Here is a 19429-nt window from a genome sequence, read left to right as displayed (position 1 = left end):
CCAGCAGCCTGTCCCGCGCCGAAGCGGGCTCGCCGGTTAACGGCGGCGCATCCTCAGGCCGTTTTCCCGCGGCACGGCGCCGAACGTCCGCCGGACCTCGCCCGGCGCCGGTGACGCCCTGTTCGCACCGGACCGCCCAACCCCGCGCCGGACGCCGTCAGTTGTCCGTGCCGGCCAGCGCGCGGAGGTGCGCGCCGAATCCGTGCGGGGCGCGGGCGTCGGGCCGTCCCGAGGTGAGCACGGGGCACAGGTCGGTGCGGAGAATGCGACGGCCGTCGCGTTCGAGCGCGGCGACCAGGGCGCGGTCCTCGCTGAACGGGAGCGGCGGGAAGCCGCCGGCCCGCCGGTAGGCGGCCACGGCGATCCCCAAGTTGGCGCCGTGGACGTGCGGGTGGGACCAGAGGGCGGGTACGGCCGGACGGCCGTCGAAATAACGGGCGTCGTGGCGTGCGACGGTCGCCGGGCTCAACTCCGCGTGCGGGGCCAGCCGTACGGTACCCGCGAGGCATTCCCATCCGGCGCGCGCGTGGCGCATGTGGTGGGCGAGCCAGTGCGGTGGTACGAGTGTGTCCGCGTCGGTGGTGACGATCCAGACGCCGTCGCCGTGGGCCCGGAGCCGGTCGAGGGCCTCGGTGACCCCGGCCGCCCGGGCGGCTCCCACGTTCCGGCGGGACACGTCGACGACCAGCGCACCGGCGCGCCGGGCCACGGCGGCGGTGCCGTCCGTGCAGTCGTCCGCCACGACGACGGTCAGCACCGTGACTCCCGCCAGTTCGTGGTGGAGGGCCGCCGTACGCACGCTCCTCAGCGTGGCGGGCAGGTGGCCGGCCTCGTTGTGGGCCGGGACGACGACGGCGCAGGCGGACGGGCCGCCGCGGCCACGGTCACCGCTCACACCAGCCCCTCCTCCGCGGCCGGGGAGAGCACCGGGCGCCCGTCGGGATGCCTCCGGGCGAAGGTGTGCAGGACGAAGTCCGGGTCCCGGTGGTCGGTGAGCGGCTGGAGCTCCGGTACGGAGGTGAGGAGCGGCGCGAGTTCCGTACCGGTACGGAGGTGTTCGGCGACGGGATGGTTCCAGTGCGCGGTAACGAGCGTGCCGCCCGGTTCCAGGCTCTCCACCGTGCGATCGAGGATCTCGCGCAGTGCGATGTCGTCGAAGTAGTAGAGCAGTTCGGACAGGACGATCAGGTCGAAGCGGCCCTCCGGCCACTGCGCAGGCACGGTGAGCCGCTGGACGTCCACCTGGGGAAGGCCACGTGTCCGGTCGGCGGCGGCCCGTACGGCGGCCGGTACCCGGTCGGTGGCCAGCAACCGGTCGCAGCGGGGGGCCAGCAGGCTGGTGAGCACGCCGACGGAGCAGCCGGGTTCGAAGGCGGAGCGGTAGCGGCGCCGGGGCAGCGAGGCCACGGTCAGCCCGTACTTCCGCCGCTCGTACCAACGGCCGGCCAGATCCCACGGGTCGGACGCGCCCCGGTACATGCCGTCGAAGTAGTCGGCCGGTGTGGAGGCGCCGGACGGCCCGGTCATCGGAGGACCACCTCGAACGGCCTGGTGTGGTGGGCGAGTTCGTCCGGAGGGAGGATGGCCGCGTTCTCCTCCCCCTCCGCGAGCGGCGCCGTCTGGCTGGTGAAACACCGCACCGCGCGGTGCTTCCTCGCCAGGGTCCCGGCGGGCATCGGCAGGCGGGCGGCGGCGGCCCAGGGGACGCGCGGGTCCCCCGGCCGTGCCCAGTGCCACATCCAGACGGGGTAGAACCACAGCGGCGGGCCGCCCGCCGCGCAGGCCACCGCGGCGGCGCGGCCGGCGGCTTCGTGGTCGCTGTGCAGGTCACCCGTCCACGGAGCCACGCAGAGGGCGGCGCCCACGTCCCGTACCAGGCCGGCGATCGCGTCGGCCACCCGCGTCTCGTGCCGGTGCACCTGGGTGTCGGGCACCCGCAGCCGGGTGGGCCGGAGGCCCGGGAGCCCCAATTCCGCGAGGGCGGCGAGGAGTTCGGCCTCCCTCACCCGGGCCATGCGGGCCTGGTCGATCCGCGCGCTCCTGGGGTGGGAGCCCTCACCGTCGGTGACCGACACCAGGTGCACCTCGGTGCCGGCCGCCGCCAGCTCCGCCATGGCCCCGCCGAACCCCAGCACCTCGTCGTCGGGATGTGCGGCCACGACCACCACGGGACCGGTGGGAAGTGGTACGGCGGGGAGGGCGGCCAGAGGCAGCCAGGCGGCCCACTCCGGTTCCGGGGTGCCCGGTGCGTCGATGGCGTCGGCGGCGGCCTGGCGGCCGGTCGCGACGGGGTGGTTCCCGGCGCTCACCGGACGTCCGCGTTCCTGTGGTCGCCCACGCCGCCGATGTCGCCCACACCGCCGGATTCACCAGACTCGCCGGATTCACCGGATTCACCGACGTCGCTGAGCAGGTGGCCCAGCTCGGCGAGGTTGCGCTCGGCGTGATGCTGGCGGAGGTAGACGGTCAGGTCGGCGACCGCGCGGGCGTGCCCGGCGTCGTGGCACAGCGGTCCGGCTCCGGTGGCGCGTCCCACGTGGGTCAGGACCTCGGAGCAGACCTTCTCCACCAGGGCTCGCACCCGCAGGCTGCGCACCCGGCCGCCGCCCAGGGCGTCGTCGGGGTCGGCGTCGATGTCGTCGGCGGCGCGTTCGAGGACCGTCTCGGCGGCGCTGAGCAGGACGTCCACCGCCCCCAGGTGGGCGGCGGTGTGCGCGTCGGGGGCGCGGCGGCGGGTCGCGGCGGACAACGTGTCGGCCACCCCGCGCGCCCCGCCGAGCCAGCACGCGGCCACCCCGATCCCGCCGTGCTGGAAACCGGGGCGGTCGAGATAGCCGCCGACCGTCCCCACCGGCACGGCCGGGACGTCGGAGAAGGCGACGTCGGGTGAATCGCTGCCCGCCATGCCGACCGCCTGCCAGGTGCCGGGCAGCGGCGAGACGCCGGCCGCGTCCAGCCGTACGGCGAACAGCCGGCGGCCCTGGGCGGTGTCCGCGCTGATCAGCGCATGGGTGCAGACGTGGGCGCCGGAGCAGTACGGCTTGACGCCGTTCAGCCGCCAGCCGGTGGCTTCGTGCGCCTCCCCGGACGCGGCGCGGGCGGTGCCGGGCCCGCTCTCCCCCGCCGCGGAGCCGCGGCCGGGGCCGTCACCGGAGCCCGGGGTTTCCCGGGCGGTGAGGCCCGGGCCCGGCGGCTGGGCGGCCCACACCGCCCAGCGCTCGCCGTCCTGCGGCAGCGGGCCGCCCAGCTCGTGGAGGATCGCGACGGCGTCGGTGTGCCCCTCGGCCAACCGGGCCAGTGACAGGTCCTCGCGCGCCAGGTCGGAGAGGGCGCGGAAGCGTTCCCGTGTGCGTCCCTCTCCCGGCAGGGGCAGCCGGAGCGCGCCCGCGTCGGTCAGCGCGGTGAAGCGAGCGGCGACGGAACGGCGGACGGCGGCGGGATCGAAGGAGCCCACCTCACCACGGAGGCCGGGGTCGTCGCGGAGGCCGGAGTGGTCGCGGCGACCGGCCGTCGGTGGGGACCCGGCGGGAGAGCTCGCGTCAGCGGACACTTTTCCTCCTGTACGGACAGAGCGGGGCCCTCGCCTTGCCGACGGGGGCCGCTGCCGCCTGCCCTCCTCCGACCGGCGCAAACAGGTCGGCGCCGGAAGGTCCGCCCTTGTCACGGGTACGGGCGGCCACCGGGCCGCCTCAGCCGGAGGCGCCGCCCAGCAGGCGGGCGAGGGCACGGAACGGCAGGGTGACGACGGTGGCGATGGCGCCACCGATGGCACGGAGCACATCTGCGATTGCGGTGAGCATGGGGACCTCCAGGATGGACCTCCTCCACACTACGCATTTCACCCAAAAGGTGCGCTGCGCGCCCATGGGCCGGAGCCGATCAGGTGAACGGCGCCGCGCCCGCCCCCGGCAGACCCGGGAGCAGGCGCCACCCCGGCAGGACCCGGGAGCAGGCGCCGCCTCCCCCGCCGCTCATTCCTCGACGAGCAGCCCGGCGCGGAGTCGGGTCAGCGTGCGCGACAGGAGCCGCGAGACGTGCATCTGGGAGATGCCCAGCCGCTCGCCGATCTCGGCCTGGGTCAGTTCCTGGCCGAAGCGCAGCTCCAGGATGAGGCGCTCCCGGTCGTCGAGGGTGGCGAGGAGCGGGGCGAGGCTGTGGAAGTCCTCGACCAGTTCCATGGCGGGATCGACAGCGCCCATGAAGTCGGCGAGCGACGTGGTCTTCGTACCGCCGCGGCTGTCCGCACCGGAGTCGGCGGGCAGGTCGAGCGAGTCGCTGTTGTAGCCGTTCGAGGCGACCAGGCCCTCGATGACCTCCTCCTCGGTCAGCTCCAGGTGCTCCGCGAGTTCGCGCGCGGTGGGATCGCGGTCCAGGACGACCGCCAAGTGGTCCTTGGCCTTGGCCAGTTCGACCCGCAGCTCCTGCAACCTGCGCGGCACGTGCACCGCCCAGGTGGTATCACGGAAGAACCGCTTGATCTCGCCCACGATGTACGGGACCGCGAAAGTGGTGAACTCGACCTCGCGGGAGAGCTCGAACCGGTCGATCGCCTTGATCAGCCCGATCGTCCCCACCTGAATGATGTCCTCCATCTGGTCCGCCCGGTTGCGGAAGCGGCGTGCGGCGAAGGCGACCAGGGACAGGTTCATCTCGATCAGCGTGTTGCGGGCGTACTGGTGGGCGTGCGTGCCCTCCTCCAGCTCCCGCAACCGGTCGAAGAACAGCTTCGACAGGTCCCGGGCGTCCTTCGGCGCGATCTTCTCGGCGTCCTCGATCCAGGGCAGCCCGCCGGTCCGGGCGTCACCGTCGGATGTTCCTGCCGCTTCCCGGAGCGACGTCGCGGACGGGCGGTGCATGGACATGTTTTCCCTCCCGGGAAGATGAGCCGAGGCAAAAGACGCGGGATGGCCGAGGCGGCTGCTGCCCTCTCCTCCCGGCCTTACACCTGAAGATCGGCTGAAGACACCTCACGGCGCGTGAGGACGTGCGGGGGAACGAGGGTGGACCGCCCGGGCCGTTCACGGGCCCGTGCGTCCCGGGACCCCGGCCGGCCGGACGGCGCGCCGGGACGGAGGGCTTCTCAGGCGGCCTGGACCAGTTCCGCCCGGCCGAACAACAGCGCGTATCCGGGCGGGAGTTGGGCGATGACGCGCGTGAGGAGATCCGGGCCGGCGAGGACGGCGAGCGCGGAGAAGACCGAGCCGGTGTCCCAGCGCGCGACAGCGGGGGAGGTGCCGGTCCTGGCCGCGAGGTCCTTGACGAACCCCCACCCGGTGAGCGGTTCGGCGGCGGGCGCCTGCCCGCTGACGGCCAGGGCCGCCTCGAGGGGAAGGGCGGCGGAGAGGTCGGCGCGCTCCTGGCCGGTCAGTTGCCGGCCCAGGCCCGCGAGGACGGCGCGCGCGGCCCCGTCGGCGCGCTCCCGGGTCGGATAGGCCCCTTCGTACCGGATCCTCTCCAGCATCTGTTCGTACGTCATCACCGGGGTGCGCCGGCTCGGCTCGGGGCGGTACATGACTCGGTTCGCCTTTCTCGTGTCAGGGCGGTCCCGGTGCCGGGCGGGCGACGGAACCGCACGGGGAGGATCGCGGAGGGCCGGTCGGGGACGGGCACCACCGCGGGTGACGGCCGACGGGGGAAGGGCGGCCGTGATCGCGCCGGGCGGGGAGTCGCACCGGCCGGGGAGTCGCGGCGGGCCGGGGGGGAGCGGGAGGCGGGGTACGGAACTCCGCCTCCCGCCCCGGGGCCCGGCTCAGCCGGAGATCTCCCGGGCGCCGGCCGGCCTGTTGACGCTGATCCTGCGGGGCTTGGCACGCTCGGCGATCGGGATGCGCAGCGTCAGCACGCCCGCGTCGTAGTCGGCCTCGATGCGTTCGGTGTCCAGCGTGTCGGCCAGGACGATCTGCCGGGAGAACACCCCCAGCGGGCGCTCGGCCAGCTCCATCTGGACCGCGTCCGCCCGGGGCACCGGGCGCCGCTCCGCCCTGACGGTGAGCATGTTCCGCTCGACATCGACGTCGATCGCGTCCGGCGCCACACCGGGAAGATCGAACGCCACCACGTACTCGTCACCGTCGCGATAGGCGTCCATCGGCATCGCGGCCGGCCGCGACCAGGTGCCGGGGGCCGCCAACTGCTGGGTGAGCCGGTCGAGTTCGCGGAAGGGGTCAGTGCGCATCAGCATCGCGAAACACCTCCAAGGTCCGGGCTGTACTGCCCATGCGCTTCGTCTGGGATCCGTTGTAGCATGTCATCCATTAGATGACAAGCAGGATGTCGTCCAGTGGATGACGCGACCGGAGGAGACCCGTATGACAACGGCCGACCAGCCCGATCCCGGCCCGGCGCAGGTGCCGGGTCCGGCGTCCTTCCTCGCCACCGCGGCGGCCCTGGAAGCGATCGACCAGGCCCTGCGGACGGCCCGGAGCCACGCGCCCGACACACCCGAGGACGGCGGGCCGGACCCTCGGCATGTCCTGGACGCGCTGCTGCTGTTGCGCCGGGTACGGGATCAGCTCGCGGCGTGGGAGTCGGGCCTGGTCGAGACGGCGCGCGGCGCGGGCGCGAGTTGGGCGGACCTCGCCCATCCGCTCGGCGTCGCCAGCCGCCAGGCCGCCGAACGCCGCTACCTGCGGCAACGCCCCGGAGCCGCCGGAAGCACCGGCGAGCAACGGGTGCAGGCGACCCGCGACCGCCGGGCCGCGGACCGCGGTGTCACCGCCTGGGCCCGGGACAACGGCGCCGACCTGCGCGGCCTGGCCGGCCGGATCACCGCACTCACGGACCTGCCGGCCTCCTCACGGGGCCTGATCCACGACCTGCACCAGGCCCTGGCGGACAACGACCCCACGAAGCTCCTGGCCCCCCTCGCCGCCACGGGCCCGTCCCTCCGCCCCGGCCACCCCGAACTCGCGGCCCGCGTCGACGCCCTCACCGACCACACCGACCAGCTCCACCGAGGCGCCACCGACCCCGCATAGCGGGGCCCCGCCGCACCGGCCCTCTCCCATCCGCCCCCGTCCAGCCGTGACGCTGAGACCGGTGATCAGGGAGGTGACCAGCACGGGGCCCCTCGCGACGGCCCCCCGCCCTCACACGGGTCGCCGCGTACGGGCGGTGCTCCCGTCAGGTGAGCCAGGAGTTCGAGGCGCAAGCAGAGGCGGCGACCCAAACATGGGATCCAATATTGTCGTCCACCGGCCCGAACTCGGTGCCATTGCGCCTCTGGAAGACGTTGTCCGTCAGGTTGTCGGCGTACTTCTCGCCCGGAGCGAGGCAGGTGTACCCGAGTACGTCACTCTGCCCGTAATTCCAGTAGAAGGCGACGACGTCCTTGCCGCCAATGGTTCCGCTGTTCATCACGGACGAGGCCTGACCCCAATCAGAGCCGGTGAACGCGCCGATCCCATCACTCCAGTCGTAGTCTCCGCCCTGTGTCGCTCCGAGCAGCGTTCCCGAGCAGTCGGGGTCCGCCCAGGCCCGGACGTACCCGTCCCGTCCGGGCCACTTCGAGCTGCATCCGGGGCCCTGCGTCGTGGCCTCCGCAGAAGTGACCGGCACCGCGAGGCCGAAGGCGAGCAAGCCCAAAACCGCGGCGACCGAACTCGATGCACGCATGAATCCCCCTATCATCAGCCTCGTACGAGGCTTGCTGGTCCCTCGATAGGACCAGCGTGAAATCTGTGGAGTCAGACCCGAGGGCCGACGATGTCCGCAGCTCGGACGAATGCCTGGCGCTGGATCCGGTGGCTCGCGTCAAGGGCGTCGCCATACCGGCCGCGCAAGGCGTTGACGTAGTACGCCTCTCGCTTCTTGCCGATGGCCGTCAGTGATGCGGCACGCGCACAGGTCGCATCGGCGACGGCGAGCCGCCGCTCGGCCGCGAAACTCCGACCCGACGCGTCACGCAAAGCCCGTTCCCTGGCCGCTTGGCGCGCGGCTCCCGGATCCTTGTAGGGATGGCCCGCGTGTTCCATGCACGTTGACCAGACCGTCAGCGCTGCGACGAACTGCTTGTCCTTCATCACCCGGGGCACGTAGAGGGGCTGGAGATTTGAGGCGATCTTGTCGGCCCGGAACCACGCTTCCGGATCTCCGTAGAGTTTTCGCTCGGCCTCGGCCACACATCCGCCCATTTGTCTGCGGACGGTGGCACCACCCGGGGTCTGGGCCGTGATCTCCGGCGCGCGCGACCCACCGTCCAGCGCTTCGTCGTAGGCTTTCCGCCGTCCCTCGGAAAGAGCCTTGCGGTAGACGAGGTTGGGATTGGCCAGCCGTACCCGGTCCTCCTCGGCGGAAATACGGCTGCCGTACCCGTGCTTGCGAGCCCAGCCGACATCGTCCGCCACGTAACCAAGCGTGCGGCTCTTCTCCAGGCTCGGCCGCGCCGCCTCCCAGTACGTGAATCCCCGCCGATTCAGACACTGCTTGATCAACCGCTGCACGGCATCCCCGATCCGCAGCTGCTCAACATCCGTGAGCGGGCGCAGGTCGGGGACCCTCGTGACTTCCCTCGTCGTCGGTGCGCCGCCGCAACCGCTCGCCATGACGGCGGCGACAACGGCGAGCGTCGCCATCGCCAGGTTCCTTGTATTCAATGCCGGAAATCCGCTCAACCGTCCCTCTCTCTGGACCTTTGTGCACGGCCTTGTCTCACGATTGGCCGGCGTCACACCATGGGCCCGGGAGACGGACCAAGGGCCGCATGGGTGTTCCCCCGGATGCGGTCAGCGCCCCTTGGTCCCTTTCGATCAGCTGCGCATGACCCTAGGTCCAGGCTCAAGAAAACAGGAGTATCAAAATGCACACAGCAGGACCTCGGCGGTGTCACATTGCACCGCGATAGGCGCCGGCGCTGACCATGTTGAGCTCCATGGCCTTGTCGGCCGGCCGCCCATCCTCTTCAACTCGTCGTCCGGCCCTTGGCGGGCACAAGGCACCTCTGCCGATACCGCCGCACCGCCTCCGCGATGCCCGGGTTCACGCGAGTGGCGGCGCCGGCGCGCGTTGCGTCGCGCATCCGGCCGGCGGGCGGTTCCCCCGTCACATGTGGCCGAACGACTTGTAGGAGTGGGCGGCCGCCGCTGACCGGTCGGGGGGGCCTGCTACAGGTCCTCGAAGCGGACCGAGCGCACAAGGAGGCGGTCGCCGGCCGGGAGGCCGTGGGGCCTCAGCCGCCACTCGCGGCCCTCGCAGTCGATGCCGTCGTAGACGGTTGCCCCGGCGTCCGTCTGGTTGTGCGGGGCGTAGCCCGGAGGGAGGTCGTCCGAGTCGACACCGTAGAGGTTGATGCAGCGGCCGCTGCGCGGGTCGGGCAGGGTGACGCTCAGCTCCTGGCCGGAGTCGTCGCGGAACTTGTAATGGAATTGCCCGGTGGCTGCCAGCGCCGAGGTGGACATCGACAGGGTCAGCGCGAGGGTGGCGAGGGTGACGGCAAGGCCGTTGCGGAGCTTCATGGGCGGGAGGATCCCTTCCGAAGGCGATCTTGGGCACTTTCGTGCCGACCCTAGAAGGACCCCACCCCGAGGAATCGATTCACCGCAGACCCCTCCATGGTGTGTCTGGGCATCACCACCCGTTCGCGCAGAGACACAGGTGATCGGGCCGAACAGGACGAAAGCGCCGACGGCCGATCTGTGAGATATGGACGACGCGGACGACCGTCATCATCAGTACGACGGCGCTGATGGAGGAGCGGACCACGACTCCGCCGATGGTCGCCTCGCGGCGGTCGGCGTCGGCTTTGACCGGCGTGCGGCCGTGCCCGTACGGCTCGGCGGGGGGGCCGGCGGCGGGCACGTGCTCGATCGCACGGCCGAACTCCGCGGCCCGGCCGGCGTCCCATATGGTCACGCTCGCCCCGGCGGAGGTGCTGGCCTGTACGACGGCCCACGTCCTGCTGTCCCCCGAGCTGACAGAACGAACCTGGGCGCGACACCGTACGCCCAAGGACGGGCGGGTTCTGAAGTGCCATGCTCTCGCTACTTCTGCTCCGGCAAACCCTTTGTCCCCACACCAGAAAATCGAATCCATATCAAGACCCATATCACTACTGCGAGGATTACCAAAATCCATCCCGCGGTAATTCCTTGAGCGAGCAGAACGACCGCCAAGATCAGAACGGGAATTGCCGCAAAGGCAGTAAGTTTCGCATTTCTTTTTACTTTGTCGGCGCCGGTGAAAGAATTCGAGTCGACCATGAGAACTCCTTTGAGGAAGGTAGGGGGCGGTCGCATGGCCCGCCCCCCGTTTGCGGGCCGGCCGTCGCACTGTCCGCACCATGCGGGTAGTGGGGTTCGGGGGCTGTCTGGTTCTGGCGCAGGGTCAGGATGAGGCGCTCGCGTGTGTGCGGACTCGGTGAAGCCGCAAGCCAGTTGGGCGTGACTGTCGGCGGGGCGGCAGCGCCCCTCGGCTGTGAGGAGGTGTGCCTGCTGGAGCAGTTCTTCCGCGCTGACCAGATGTTGGTACGGCGGCGAGGGCACGGTGGGCCCTTTCACGAGGGTGGGCGGGGACGAGAGCCGGGCCGTCGGGGGCGGTCACGGAGCTGTGGTGGCGGAGGGGCCGCGGTGCGGCCGGCGCGGCGGCCGTCCACAACGCGGAACGAGCAGCGGCGGCCCGGTCGAGAGGGGCGCCAAGGTGTCGCGGCCGGCTGCTGGCACCACATACCCTCCCGGGCCGCATCCGATTCCAGCACGGACATGATCCGCTGGCAGTCGGCAGGAAGGACCGACACTCACATATGGATCTGGACCGTTCGCCGCCAGACCACTCTCATGCCCGCCTCCAAAACCCCCTCCGCACGCCCCTCTCCCTCGCCGTCCAACCCGCCCCCGGACGCCACCGCCAGGCCGGCTGGTCCCCAACTGGTCCCCCAGAACGACGGAAAGGCGGTACCGGATTTCTCCGATACCGCCTACGACCTGCGAAAACGCTGGTCGGGACGACAGGATTTGAACCTGCGACCCCTTGACCCCCAGTCAAGTGCGCTACCAAGCTGCGCCACGTCCCGAACTGCGCTGACCTGGGGTTTCCCCTGGCCGAACGCACATGAGAACAATACCGCACTTGAAGCGGTGGTCACGAACCGCTTTCCCGGCGGGGCGGGCTTGACCTCAAGCTTGGTTGATGTCGCAGCGTGGACGCATGACGAAGACATCGACCAAGACATCGACCAAGACGTCTGAGACCGACCCGGCCTCCGTGGCCTCCGCGAGCGACCCCGCGCCCGTCCTCCGGTACCAGGATCTGAACCGACTGCTGGCGCTCATGACCGGCGACGAGAAGCACGGGCCCGCCGCGACCTCCACCCTCGACGCGCTCTGGGTGCTCTACGACCGGGTGCTGCGGGTGACCCCCGGGACCGTCGGCGCGCGTGACCGCGACCGCTTCCTGCTCTCGAAGGGGCACGGGCCGATGGCGTACTACGCCGTGCTCGCCGCCAAGGGGTTCCTGGCCGAGGGACTGCTCCCCGGGTTCGGTTCGTACGACTCGCCCCTCGGCCACCACCCCGACGGGACGCTGCTGCCGGGGGTCGAGATCGGCAGCGGCTCGCTCGGGCACGGGCTGCCGCTCGCCGTGGGGACCGCGCTCGGGCTGCGGGCGCAGGGCCTCACCGACGCCCGGGTGTGGGTGCTGATCGGTGACGCCGAGCTGGACGAGGGCAGCAACCACGAGGCCGTCGCCTTCGCGGGGCCCGGCGGGCTCGGGCAGCTCCACACCATGGTCATCGACAACGGCTCCGCGAGCCACGGCCGGCCCGGCGGGATCGCCGCGCGGTTCGAGGCCGCCGGCTGGTCGGTCCTGACCGTCGACGGCCGGGACCACGAGGCGCTGTACGAGGCCTTCACCGCACCGCACGAGGGGGTCCCCCTGGCGGTCGTGGCCCAGGTCGAGCCCCAGTCATGACCGTCGACGGGTCCACTCGTACCGAGATCACGGGCACCCCGGTCACCCCGGTCACCCCGGTCACCTCAGTCAGTATCGATCCGCTGCGACCTTCCGGAGTTGTTTCCATGGACACCATGCGGGAACGGTTCATCGCCACCACCTCCCGGCTGCTCGACGAGGACCCGCGACTCGCCGTCGTGCTCGCCGAGATCAGCAGGGACGGCTTCACCCAGGCCGCGCGCCGCCATCCCGACCGGGTGATCAACGTCGGCATCCGTGAGCAGCTGCTGATCGGCGTGGGCGGCGGGCTCGCCCTCACCGGGCTGCGGCCCGTCGTGCACACCTTCGCGAGCTTTCTGGTCGAGCGGCCCTTCGAGCAGGTGAAGCTGGACTTCGGGCACCAGGGCGTGGGCGGTGTGCTGGTGAGCGCGGGCGGGTCGTACGACTGGCCGGCCGGTGGCCTCACCCACATGTCGCCGGGCGACGTGGCACTCATGGACACCCTCGACGGCTGGCACATCCACGTCCCCGGCCATCCCGACGAGGCCGAGGCCCTGATCCGGCGCGCCGCCGCCGGGGACGGCCGCGACTACGTGCGGTTGTCCGAGCAGAGCAACGCCCGTCCGACGCCGCTCACCGGGCCGGGATTCCGGACCGTGCGTGAGGGGCGCGGCGGGGTGGTGATCGCCGTCGGGCCGATGCTGGACAACGTACTGGCGGCGACGGAGGGGCTGGACACGACCGTGCTGTACGCGACCACCGTGCGGCCCTTCGACGGCGCGGCGGTGCGCCGGGCGGTGGCGGCCGTGGACGCGGCGGACGTGGTGATCGTGGAGCCGTACCTGGCCGGGACGTCCACGGCCGCCGCCAACGACGCCTTGGCCGACACCGCGCACCGCGTGCTGGGGCTGGGTGTGGCACGGCGTGAGCTGCGGCGGTACGGGCAGCTCCACGAGCATCTGGCCGCCCAGGGCCTCGACCCGGCGTCACTGCGCGAGCGGATCTCCGCGTTCCTGCGGCCCTGAGGAGGTGAGGAGGTGAGGAGGTGAGGAGGTGAGCAGGTGAGCAGGTGAGGAGCTGAGCAGGTGAGGAGGTGGGCGGCATGTGGCGTGTCGCGGGGAACGTCGGGGAGCGTCATCGGGCCCGGCGGGGGAACCTGTACGGGAGCCGTGCCGCCGTCACCGACGGGAGCACGAGTACGGGCACAGGTAGGGAGTCAGCCATGAACGCCAGCGGTGACCTGCTCATCGACGCCTTCGGCCGTATCCGCGAGGTGGTGCACAACGTCGTCGCGGACCTCACGGCGGAGGAGCTGGCCACCCGGCTGGACGACGGGGCGAACTCGATCGCCTGGCTCGTCTGGCACCTCACCCGGATCCAGGACGACCACGTCTCGGACGCCGCCGGGACCGACCAGGTGTGGACGTCGGGGGGCTGGTCCGGGCGGTTCGAGCTGCCGTTCTCCCACGGGTCGACCGGTTACGGCCACTCCCCCAAAGAGGTCGCCAAGGTCGCCGGCGTCACGGCGGAGCTGCTCACCGGCTATCACGACGACGTCCACGACCGGACGGTCGAGTACTTGGGCACCCTCAAGGTCTCCGACCTCGACCGGGTCGTGGACGACGCGTGGATCCCGCACGTCACCCTGGGGGTCCGGCTGGTCAGCGTCATCTCCGACGACCTCCAGCACGCCGGGCAGGCAGCCTTCATCCGGGGTGCGCTGGAGCGACGACGGTAGGAGCCGTACGGGAGGCGGGGACCGAGGGAGCCGTACGGGAGACGGGGCCGGCGGGAGCCGTACGGGAGGCCGGGACGGTAGCGGCAGGGGAGCCCGCGGGAGCGCCCTCGCACACCCCGCCCGTCGGCGTGTCCGGCAGGTACGAGAGCAGCTCGCGCGCCGCCGGGCCCGTCCGCCGGTCCTCCGGGAGCGCCGCCGAGACCTCCCAGAAGTGACCCTCCGCGCCGGTCAGGGGGACGGTCCGCAGCACGGCCGCCTCCTTCTTGCGGGCGATCGGGCGGGGAACCACCGCGATGCCGAGTCCGTGACCGACCAGCTCGATCAGGCTGTGCACGTCGTTGACCTCCAGGGCGACCCGCCGTGCCGTACGGGCGGCGGCGAAGGCGCGGTCGTTGAGGCCCCGGGCCCCCCAGTCCTCGTGGAAGTCGACAAAGACCTCGCCGCCGAGGTCCGCCCACCCGACCCCGGACGACCCCGCCAGCGGATGGTCGGGGTGGCAGAGCAGCACCATCGGTTCACGGGCCAGCGGTACGAGCCTCACCCCGTCGGGCGCGGGTCCCGACAGGGCGGTGAACGCCAGGTCGAGCCGTCCCTCCGCCACGTCCTCGACGAGCGCGGCCGAGCCCGCCTGCCGGAGCCGTACCTCCACGTCGGGGTGCTCGGCCCGGAACCGGGCGAGCAGTCCTGGCACGTGCACCCCGGTGATGCACTGCTCGGTGCCGACGACCAGCGTGCCCCGCAGGAGGCCCTGGACCGCCGCGACCGCCTCCTTGCCCGCGCGTACGCTGGCGAGCGCGCGGTGCGCCTCCACCAGCAGGGCGCGCCCCTCGCCGGTGAGCTCGACGTGGCGGGTGCTGCGTACGAACAGCGGCGCCCCCAGCTCGCGCTCCAGAGCCCTGACGGAGGCGGAGAGTCCCGACTGGGAGACCATGAGCCGGTGGGCCGCTCGCGTGAAGTGACGTTCCTCCGCGACGGCGACGAAGTATTCGAGATGCCTGAGTTCCACGATTGAGAAGCGTAGTCGCTGAATGTGTTCGCTTTCTTCTGTTGGACGCGCCGGTGGAACGGTTGCCAAGGTGTGTACGTCCCGTCGGAACCGGCGGGACCCGCAGCAGAAGGGCTCCCCCACCATGAAGACTCGTCGCATCGGGACCGTCGGCGTCAGCGCGATCGGTCTGGGCGGTATGCCCATGTCCATCGAGGGCCGGCCGGACGAGACCCGTTCGGTCGCCACGGTCCACGCGGCGCTGGACGCCGGTGTGACGCTGATCGACACCGCGGACGCCTACCACCTGTACGCCGACGAGGTCGGGCACAACGAGTCGCTGATCGCCAAGGCGCTCGCGTCCCACGACCGGGGCGGCGAGGTGCTCGTCGCCACCAAGGGCGGCCATCTGCGTCCGGGGGACGGTTCGTGGACGCTGGACGGCTCGCCCGAACACCTCAAGGCGGCGTGCGACGCGTCGCTGCGCCGGCTGGGGGTGGAGGCGATCGGGCTGTACCAGTTCCACCGCCCCGACCCGAAGGTGCCGTACGCGGAGTCGGTCGGCGCGATCCGCGATCTCCTCGACGCGGGCAAGATCCAGCAGGCCGGCATCTCCAACGCGGACCCGGAGATGATCCGGCAGGCGAACGACATCCTCGGCGGCCGGCTGGTCTCCGTACAGAACCAGTTCTCGCCCGCCTTCCGCTCCAGCGAGCGGGAGTTGGAGCTGTGCGCGGAGCTGGGCATCGCGTTCCTGCCGTGGAGCCCGTTCGGCGGCATCGCGCGGGCCGGTGAACTGGGGTCAAAGTTCGCCCCGTTCGCCAGCGTGGCCGAAACGCACGGGGTGAGCGCGCACCAGGTCTGCCTGGCCTGGCTCCTGGCCAAGTCCCCCACGGTGATCCCGATCCCGGGCTCCAGCCGTCCGGCGACGGTCCGCGACTCGGTCGAGGCGGCCGAACTGACCCTGACGGCAAAGGAGTTGGCGGAACTCGACGCCGCGTAGCGGCCGTGCGGCGCGGTGGGGTGGACGCGGCGAGGGCGGCGACCCGGTACGGGCGACGTGACTCCAGGGCGCCGCTTCCGTCCTCGATCGCCGGACGGGCTCGACCAGCCCGTCCGGCGGGCGGAAGGGCCGTGAAGCCCGTGCAACACCCCACCCGTCCGACCCATTGACCCCCTGTAATACCGCCACCTACGCTGTGCGACGTACTCCAGAAAGCGCTTTCTAACCCGCCGGCCCCACCAGCACCCGGGAGCGCCCATGAGAACCTCGCCGCCCTTTCTTGTGATCACCGCGTTACTGGCGCTCGTCCTCGGGCTCGGGATGGCTTCGCCGCCCGAGGCCGACGCGGCGCCGTTCCGCGTCCTGGTCTTCTCCAAGGTCACCAACTTCTCGCACGACTCGATCCCCGCCGGGGTCGAGGCCGTCAGGCAGCTGGGCACTGAGAACGGCTTCGAGGTCGAGGCCACCACCGACGCCACCGCCTTCACGACGGCCAACCTCGCCCGGTTCCAGGCGATCGTCTTCAACAACACCAACTCCACCCCGGAGAGCGGGGATCTGCTCGACGCCCCGCAGCGCGCCGCGCTCCAGGAGTTCGTCCGCGCGGGCGGTGGCTGGGTCGGTCTGCACGCCGCCTCCGCCAGCGAGCGCGACTGGGGGTGGTACGAGGGGCTGGTCGGCGCGATCTTCGACAAGCACCCCGCCGTCCAGACCGGCCGCGTCAAGGTGCTCGACCAGGCCCACCCCTCCACCAAGGGGCTTCCCGAGCTGTGGGAGCGCACGGAGGAGTGGTACAACTGGCGCACCAATCCGACCGGCAAGGTGCACACACTCGCCCAGATCAAGGTGAACGACGGCATCACCGGTCTGGACGAAGGGGTCGACCACCCCTGGTCCTGGTGCCAGAACTACGACGGCGGCCGCTCCTGGTTCACCGCCGGCGGCCATGACGCGTCCGCCTTCCAGGAGGACGCGTTCCGCAAGCACCTCCTCGGTGGGATCCAGTGGGCCGCGGGCAACAAGCCGGGCGACTGCACCGCCACGAAGACCAGTTCCTTCCAGCGGACCGCGCTGGCCACGGAGGATCTCGCCGACCCCTTCGAGCTGGCCGTCGCCCCGGACGGCCGGGTGTTCTTCATCCAGCGCACCGGCAAGCTCAAGGTGATCGACCAGAAGACCCTGAAGGTCTCCACCGCCCTGGACTTCGCGTACACGCCGGAGATGACGAGCCAGTCCGACGGTCTGCTCGGCCTGGCGCTCGACCCGGACTTCGCGACGAACAACTGGCTCTATCTGCTGAACTCCGACAAGACCGAGAAACAGCTCAACCTGTCGCGCTTCACCGTCACGGGGAACACCGTCGAACCAGGCTCCGAGAAGCGGCTGTTGACCGTCCCGACCCAGCGCGACGAGGGCCGGGCCAACTCCCACATGGCCGGCTCGATCGCCTTCGACAAGAACGGTGACCTGTACATCGCGACCGGCGACAACACCGATCCGTTCGCCTCCGACGGCTTCACACCGATCGACGAGCGCGAGGGCCGCCGCGCCTGGGACGCCCAGCGCACCTCGGGCAACACGAACGACCTGCGCGGCAAGATCCTGCGCATCACCCCCGAGGACGACGGTACGTACACGGTCCCGGAGGGCAATCTCTTCGCTCCCGGTACGGATCAGACGCGCCCCGAGGTCTACGCGATGGGCATGCGCAACCCGTTCCGGATCACCACCGACCCGCGCAGCGGGGCGCTGATGGTGGCCGACTACGGCCCCGACGCGCGCGCGGCCGTCGCCGACCGCGGCCCGGAGGGAACCGTCGAGTACAGCCGGATCACCGAGCCGGGGAACTACGGCTGGCCGTACTGCACGGGCAACAACACCCCGTTCAACGACTACGACTTCGCCACCAGGACCTCGGGCGCGAAGTTCGACTGCGGCAGGCTCGTCAACGACTCGCCGTACAACACCGGTCTGCGCGATCTGCCGCCGGCCAAGCCCGCGACGGTCTGGTACGCCTACTCCGCGTCGGCGCGGTTCCCCGAACTGGGCACGGGGGGTGCGGGACCGATGAGCGGTCCCGTCTACGACTACGACCCCGCGAACCCCAACCCGGCCAAGTTTCCCGAGTACTTCGAGGGAAAGTGGTTCAACTACGAGCTGACCAGGACCTGGTTCAAGACCTTCTCGTTCCAGGAGAAGGACCAGACGTTCCAGGACCCGCGCTTCGCGCCGGTGAAGGCGGGTGATCTCCAGTCCATCAACGGCGTGTTCGCCGACATGAAGTGGAACCAGCCTTTCGACGCCGACTTCGGCCCCGACGGCTCGCTCTATGTCATCGACTTCGGGCTCGGCAGCGGTACGGGCCGGGGTGGCACCAACGAGGGCTCGGGCATCTACCGTATCGACCACGTCGGCGACAACCGGCTGCCCACGGCCAAGGCCACCGCGACCCCGGACAGCGGAGCCGCCCCTCTGAAGGTGACCTTCTCCAGCTCCGGTTCGGGTGTCCCCGGTGATCTGCCGGCCACCTACGCCTGGGACTTCGACGGGAACGGCACCACCGACTCCACGCAGGCGAATCCCTCCCATGTCTACCGGACCGACGGGCAGTTCACCGCGCGGCTGACGGTCACCGGGCCCGGCGGGCTCACCGCGAACTCCGTCCAGGACATCACCGTCGGCAACACCCGGCCGGTGGTGACCATCCAACAGCCCCCGGACGGTGGGATGTTCAGCTTCGGCGACACCATTCCCTTCAAGGTGAAGGTGAAGGACCGCGAGGACGGGAAGACCGGCGAGGACGGAGCGATCGACTGCTCCCGCGTGGTCGTCCAGTCGCAGCTCGGGCACGACAGCCATCTGCATCCGCTGGACAACTACACCGGCTGCGCGGGCGAGATCGTGACGGACGCCGGGGACAGCCACGGTCCCGGCCAGAACCTGTACTACGGCATCACCGCCACGTACACGGACAGCGGGGCCGGGGACGTGCCCGCGCTGACCGGCTCCTCCGCGCTGACACTGCGCACGACGTTCCGCGAGGCGGAGCACCGTACCGAGACCGGCGGCGCCAACGGCGGTGCGATGACGGGCGATCGCGCGGACGCGTCGGGCGGCAAGCGGCTGACCGAGATCGAGGACGGCGACTGGATCGCGTTCTCCCCCGTCAACCTGAAGGGCGTCACGTCCGTCACCGTGGGCGCGGCCTCGGGCGGGATCGGCGGGAAGATCGAGTTCCGCAACGGCTCACCCACCGGGCCGCTGATGGGCACGGTGGCCGTCCCCAACACCGGCGGCTGGGGCAACGTCGTGTCGCCCAGCGTCAACCTCAGGCCGGTGGGCACCACCGTGAAGATGTACGCGGTGTTCGTCAATCCCGAGTGGTCGGCGGAGAAGGCGGACCTGTTCGCCGTGGACTGGCTGCACTTCAACGGCCCCGGTGTGGAGGCCGAACCGGCGACAAAGGTCACCCTGACGGCGGCGCCCGTGACCGCCACCGACCCGCTCACCCTCCAGCTCGGCAGCACGGTCGCACCGGCGGCGGGACGCACCATCGCCTCCTACCACTGGGACTTCGGCGACAACACCAAGGCGACGGGCACGGAAGGTCCGACCGCGCGTCACACGTACGCGCGGCCGGGTCCGTACACGGCCCACCTGACCGTCACCGACAACAAGGGCGACACCACCACGGGCGCGGTCCGGATCAACGCAGGCGGAGAGGACAGTTGAGATGACCGGCACACGACGTTCCTTCCTGGGCAGAGCGGTGGGTACGGCGGTGGGTCTGGCCACCCTGGGGGCCAGCACGGCGGCGGGT

20 protein-coding genes and 1 tRNA gene are annotated in these 19429 nt (G+C 71.2%); 6 read left to right on the top strand and 15 right to left on the bottom strand.

The window, feature by feature from the left end:
• Positions 1-157: 157 nt before the first annotated feature.
• From ACIO1C_RS00185 to ACIO1C_RS00150, 8 genes are all read right to left on the bottom strand, one after another.
• Positions 158-895 carry a glycosyltransferase gene (locus ACIO1C_RS00185; RefSeq protein WP_401856719.1) on the bottom strand — a complete coding sequence of 246 codons (738 nt, stop codon included), beginning with the start codon at positions 893-895 and terminating at the stop codon, positions 158-160.
• On the bottom strand, positions 892-1527 hold the full coding sequence (locus ACIO1C_RS00180) for an SAM-dependent methyltransferase (RefSeq protein ID WP_401856717.1): 636 nt from the start codon (positions 1525-1527) through the stop codon (positions 892-894). The genes ACIO1C_RS00185 and ACIO1C_RS00180 overlap by 4 nt, the downstream gene beginning before the upstream one ends.
• Complete coding sequence (locus ACIO1C_RS00175; RefSeq protein WP_401856715.1) at positions 1524-2309, bottom strand: PIG-L deacetylase family protein; 786 nt, start codon at positions 2307-2309, stop codon at positions 1524-1526. Before ACIO1C_RS00175 ends, ACIO1C_RS00180 begins: the two co-directional genes overlap by 4 nt.
• Entirely contained in the window at positions 2306-3454 is a 1149-nt protein-coding gene (locus ACIO1C_RS00170; protein ID WP_401857955.1) for an acyl-CoA dehydrogenase, read from the bottom strand. Before ACIO1C_RS00170 ends, ACIO1C_RS00175 begins: the two co-directional genes overlap by 4 nt.
• A 235-nt stretch (positions 3455-3689) precedes the next feature.
• Positions 3690-3800 carry an LPFR motif small protein gene (locus ACIO1C_RS00165; RefSeq protein WP_356419479.1) on the bottom strand — a complete coding sequence of 37 codons (111 nt, stop codon included), beginning with the start codon at positions 3798-3800 and terminating at the stop codon, positions 3690-3692.
• Between the two features lie 171 nt (positions 3801-3971).
• Positions 3972-4862: an RNA polymerase sigma factor SigF gene (locus ACIO1C_RS00160; protein ID WP_401856713.1), complete on the bottom strand. Its 891-nt coding sequence runs from the start codon at positions 4860-4862 to the stop codon at positions 3972-3974.
• Positions 4863-5080: 218 nt separating this feature from the next.
• Entirely contained in the window at positions 5081-5512 is a 432-nt protein-coding gene (locus ACIO1C_RS00155) for a DUF2267 domain-containing protein (RefSeq protein ID WP_401856712.1), read from the bottom strand.
• 237 nt (positions 5513-5749) lie between these two features.
• Positions 5750-6181 carry an Hsp20/alpha crystallin family protein gene (locus ACIO1C_RS00150; RefSeq protein ID WP_401856710.1) on the bottom strand — a complete coding sequence of 144 codons (432 nt, stop codon included), beginning with the start codon at positions 6179-6181 and terminating at the stop codon, positions 5750-5752.
• A 127-nt stretch (positions 6182-6308) separates the two neighbouring features.
• Between ACIO1C_RS00150 and ACIO1C_RS00145 the strand changes: the two genes are divergently transcribed.
• A complete protein-coding gene (locus ACIO1C_RS00145; RefSeq protein ID WP_401856709.1) occupies positions 6309-6977 on the top strand; it encodes a type III effector protein in 669 nt (222 codons plus the stop codon).
• 145 nt (positions 6978-7122) lie between these two features.
• On the opposite strand, the gene ACIO1C_RS00140 is transcribed toward ACIO1C_RS00145, so the two are convergent.
• The 6 genes from ACIO1C_RS00140 to ACIO1C_RS00115 all read right to left on the bottom strand — a co-directional run bounded on the left by ACIO1C_RS00140 (position 7123) and on the right by ACIO1C_RS00115 (position 11005).
• Positions 7123-7614 carry a hypothetical protein gene (locus ACIO1C_RS00140; RefSeq protein ID WP_401856707.1) on the bottom strand — a complete coding sequence of 164 codons (492 nt, stop codon included), beginning with the start codon at positions 7612-7614 and terminating at the stop codon, positions 7123-7125.
• Positions 7615-7685: 71 nt separating this feature from the next.
• Positions 7686-8573, bottom strand: coding sequence for a hypothetical protein (locus ACIO1C_RS00135; protein ID WP_401856706.1), 888 nt, complete (start codon positions 8571-8573; stop codon positions 7686-7688).
• 528 nt (positions 8574-9101) lie between these two features.
• Complete coding sequence (locus ACIO1C_RS00130; RefSeq protein WP_401856704.1) at positions 9102-9452, bottom strand: hypothetical protein; 351 nt, start codon at positions 9450-9452, stop codon at positions 9102-9104.
• Between the two features lie 112 nt (positions 9453-9564).
• Positions 9565-9849 (bottom strand): hypothetical protein, encoded by a 285-nt coding sequence (locus tag ACIO1C_RS00125; protein ID WP_401856703.1) that lies wholly within the window; start codon positions 9847-9849, stop codon positions 9565-9567.
• A 128-nt stretch (positions 9850-9977) separates the two neighbouring features.
• On the bottom strand, positions 9978-10196 hold the full coding sequence (locus ACIO1C_RS00120; protein WP_401856701.1) for a hypothetical protein: 219 nt from the start codon (positions 10194-10196) through the stop codon (positions 9978-9980).
• Between the two features lie 732 nt (positions 10197-10928).
• Positions 10929-11005, bottom strand: a tRNA-Pro gene (locus ACIO1C_RS00115).
• A 257-nt stretch (positions 11006-11262) separates the two neighbouring features.
• On the opposite strand from ACIO1C_RS00115, the gene ACIO1C_RS00110 reads away from it, so the two are divergent.
• The 3 genes from ACIO1C_RS00110 to ACIO1C_RS00100 all read left to right on the top strand — a co-directional run bounded on the left by ACIO1C_RS00110 (position 11263) and on the right by ACIO1C_RS00100 (position 13621).
• Positions 11263-11901, top strand: coding sequence for a transketolase (locus tag ACIO1C_RS00110; protein ID WP_401857953.1), 639 nt, complete (start codon positions 11263-11265; stop codon positions 11899-11901).
• A 107-nt stretch (positions 11902-12008) separates the two neighbouring features.
• Positions 12009-12908, top strand: coding sequence for a transketolase family protein (locus tag ACIO1C_RS00105; protein WP_401857950.1), 900 nt, complete (start codon positions 12009-12011; stop codon positions 12906-12908).
• A gap of 197 nt (positions 12909-13105) precedes the next feature.
• Positions 13106-13621, top strand: a complete 516-nt coding sequence (locus tag ACIO1C_RS00100; protein WP_401856699.1) for a DUF664 domain-containing protein — start codon at positions 13106-13108, stop codon at positions 13619-13621.
• Here ACIO1C_RS00100 and ACIO1C_RS00095 read toward each other — a convergent pair.
• Positions 13590-14627, bottom strand: a complete 1038-nt coding sequence (locus tag ACIO1C_RS00095; RefSeq protein ID WP_401856697.1) for a LysR family transcriptional regulator — start codon at positions 14625-14627, stop codon at positions 13590-13592. The two genes, ACIO1C_RS00100 and ACIO1C_RS00095, sit on opposite strands and share 32 nt — an antisense overlap.
• Before the next feature lie 124 nt (positions 14628-14751).
• Between ACIO1C_RS00095 and ACIO1C_RS00090 the strand changes: the two genes are divergently transcribed.
• Both ACIO1C_RS00090 and ACIO1C_RS00085 read left to right on the top strand, forming a co-directional pair.
• The gene (locus ACIO1C_RS00090) at positions 14752-15609 is read left to right on the top strand and encodes an aldo/keto reductase (RefSeq protein ID WP_401856695.1); all 858 of its coding nucleotides are present in this window, start codon (positions 14752-14754) and stop codon (positions 15607-15609) included.
• Between the two features lie 258 nt (positions 15610-15867).
• The gene (locus ACIO1C_RS00085) at positions 15868-19341 is read left to right on the top strand and encodes a ThuA domain-containing protein (RefSeq protein WP_401856693.1); all 3474 of its coding nucleotides are present in this window, start codon (positions 15868-15870) and stop codon (positions 19339-19341) included.
• Positions 19342-19429 lie beyond the last annotated feature (88 nt).

The organism is Streptomyces sp. NPDC087420, from assembly GCF_044744165.1.
In the GTDB taxonomy this organism is placed as follows: Bacteria; Actinomycetota; Actinomycetes; order Streptomycetales; family Streptomycetaceae; genus Streptomyces.
This window is presented reverse-complemented; position numbering and strand designations above follow the sequence as displayed.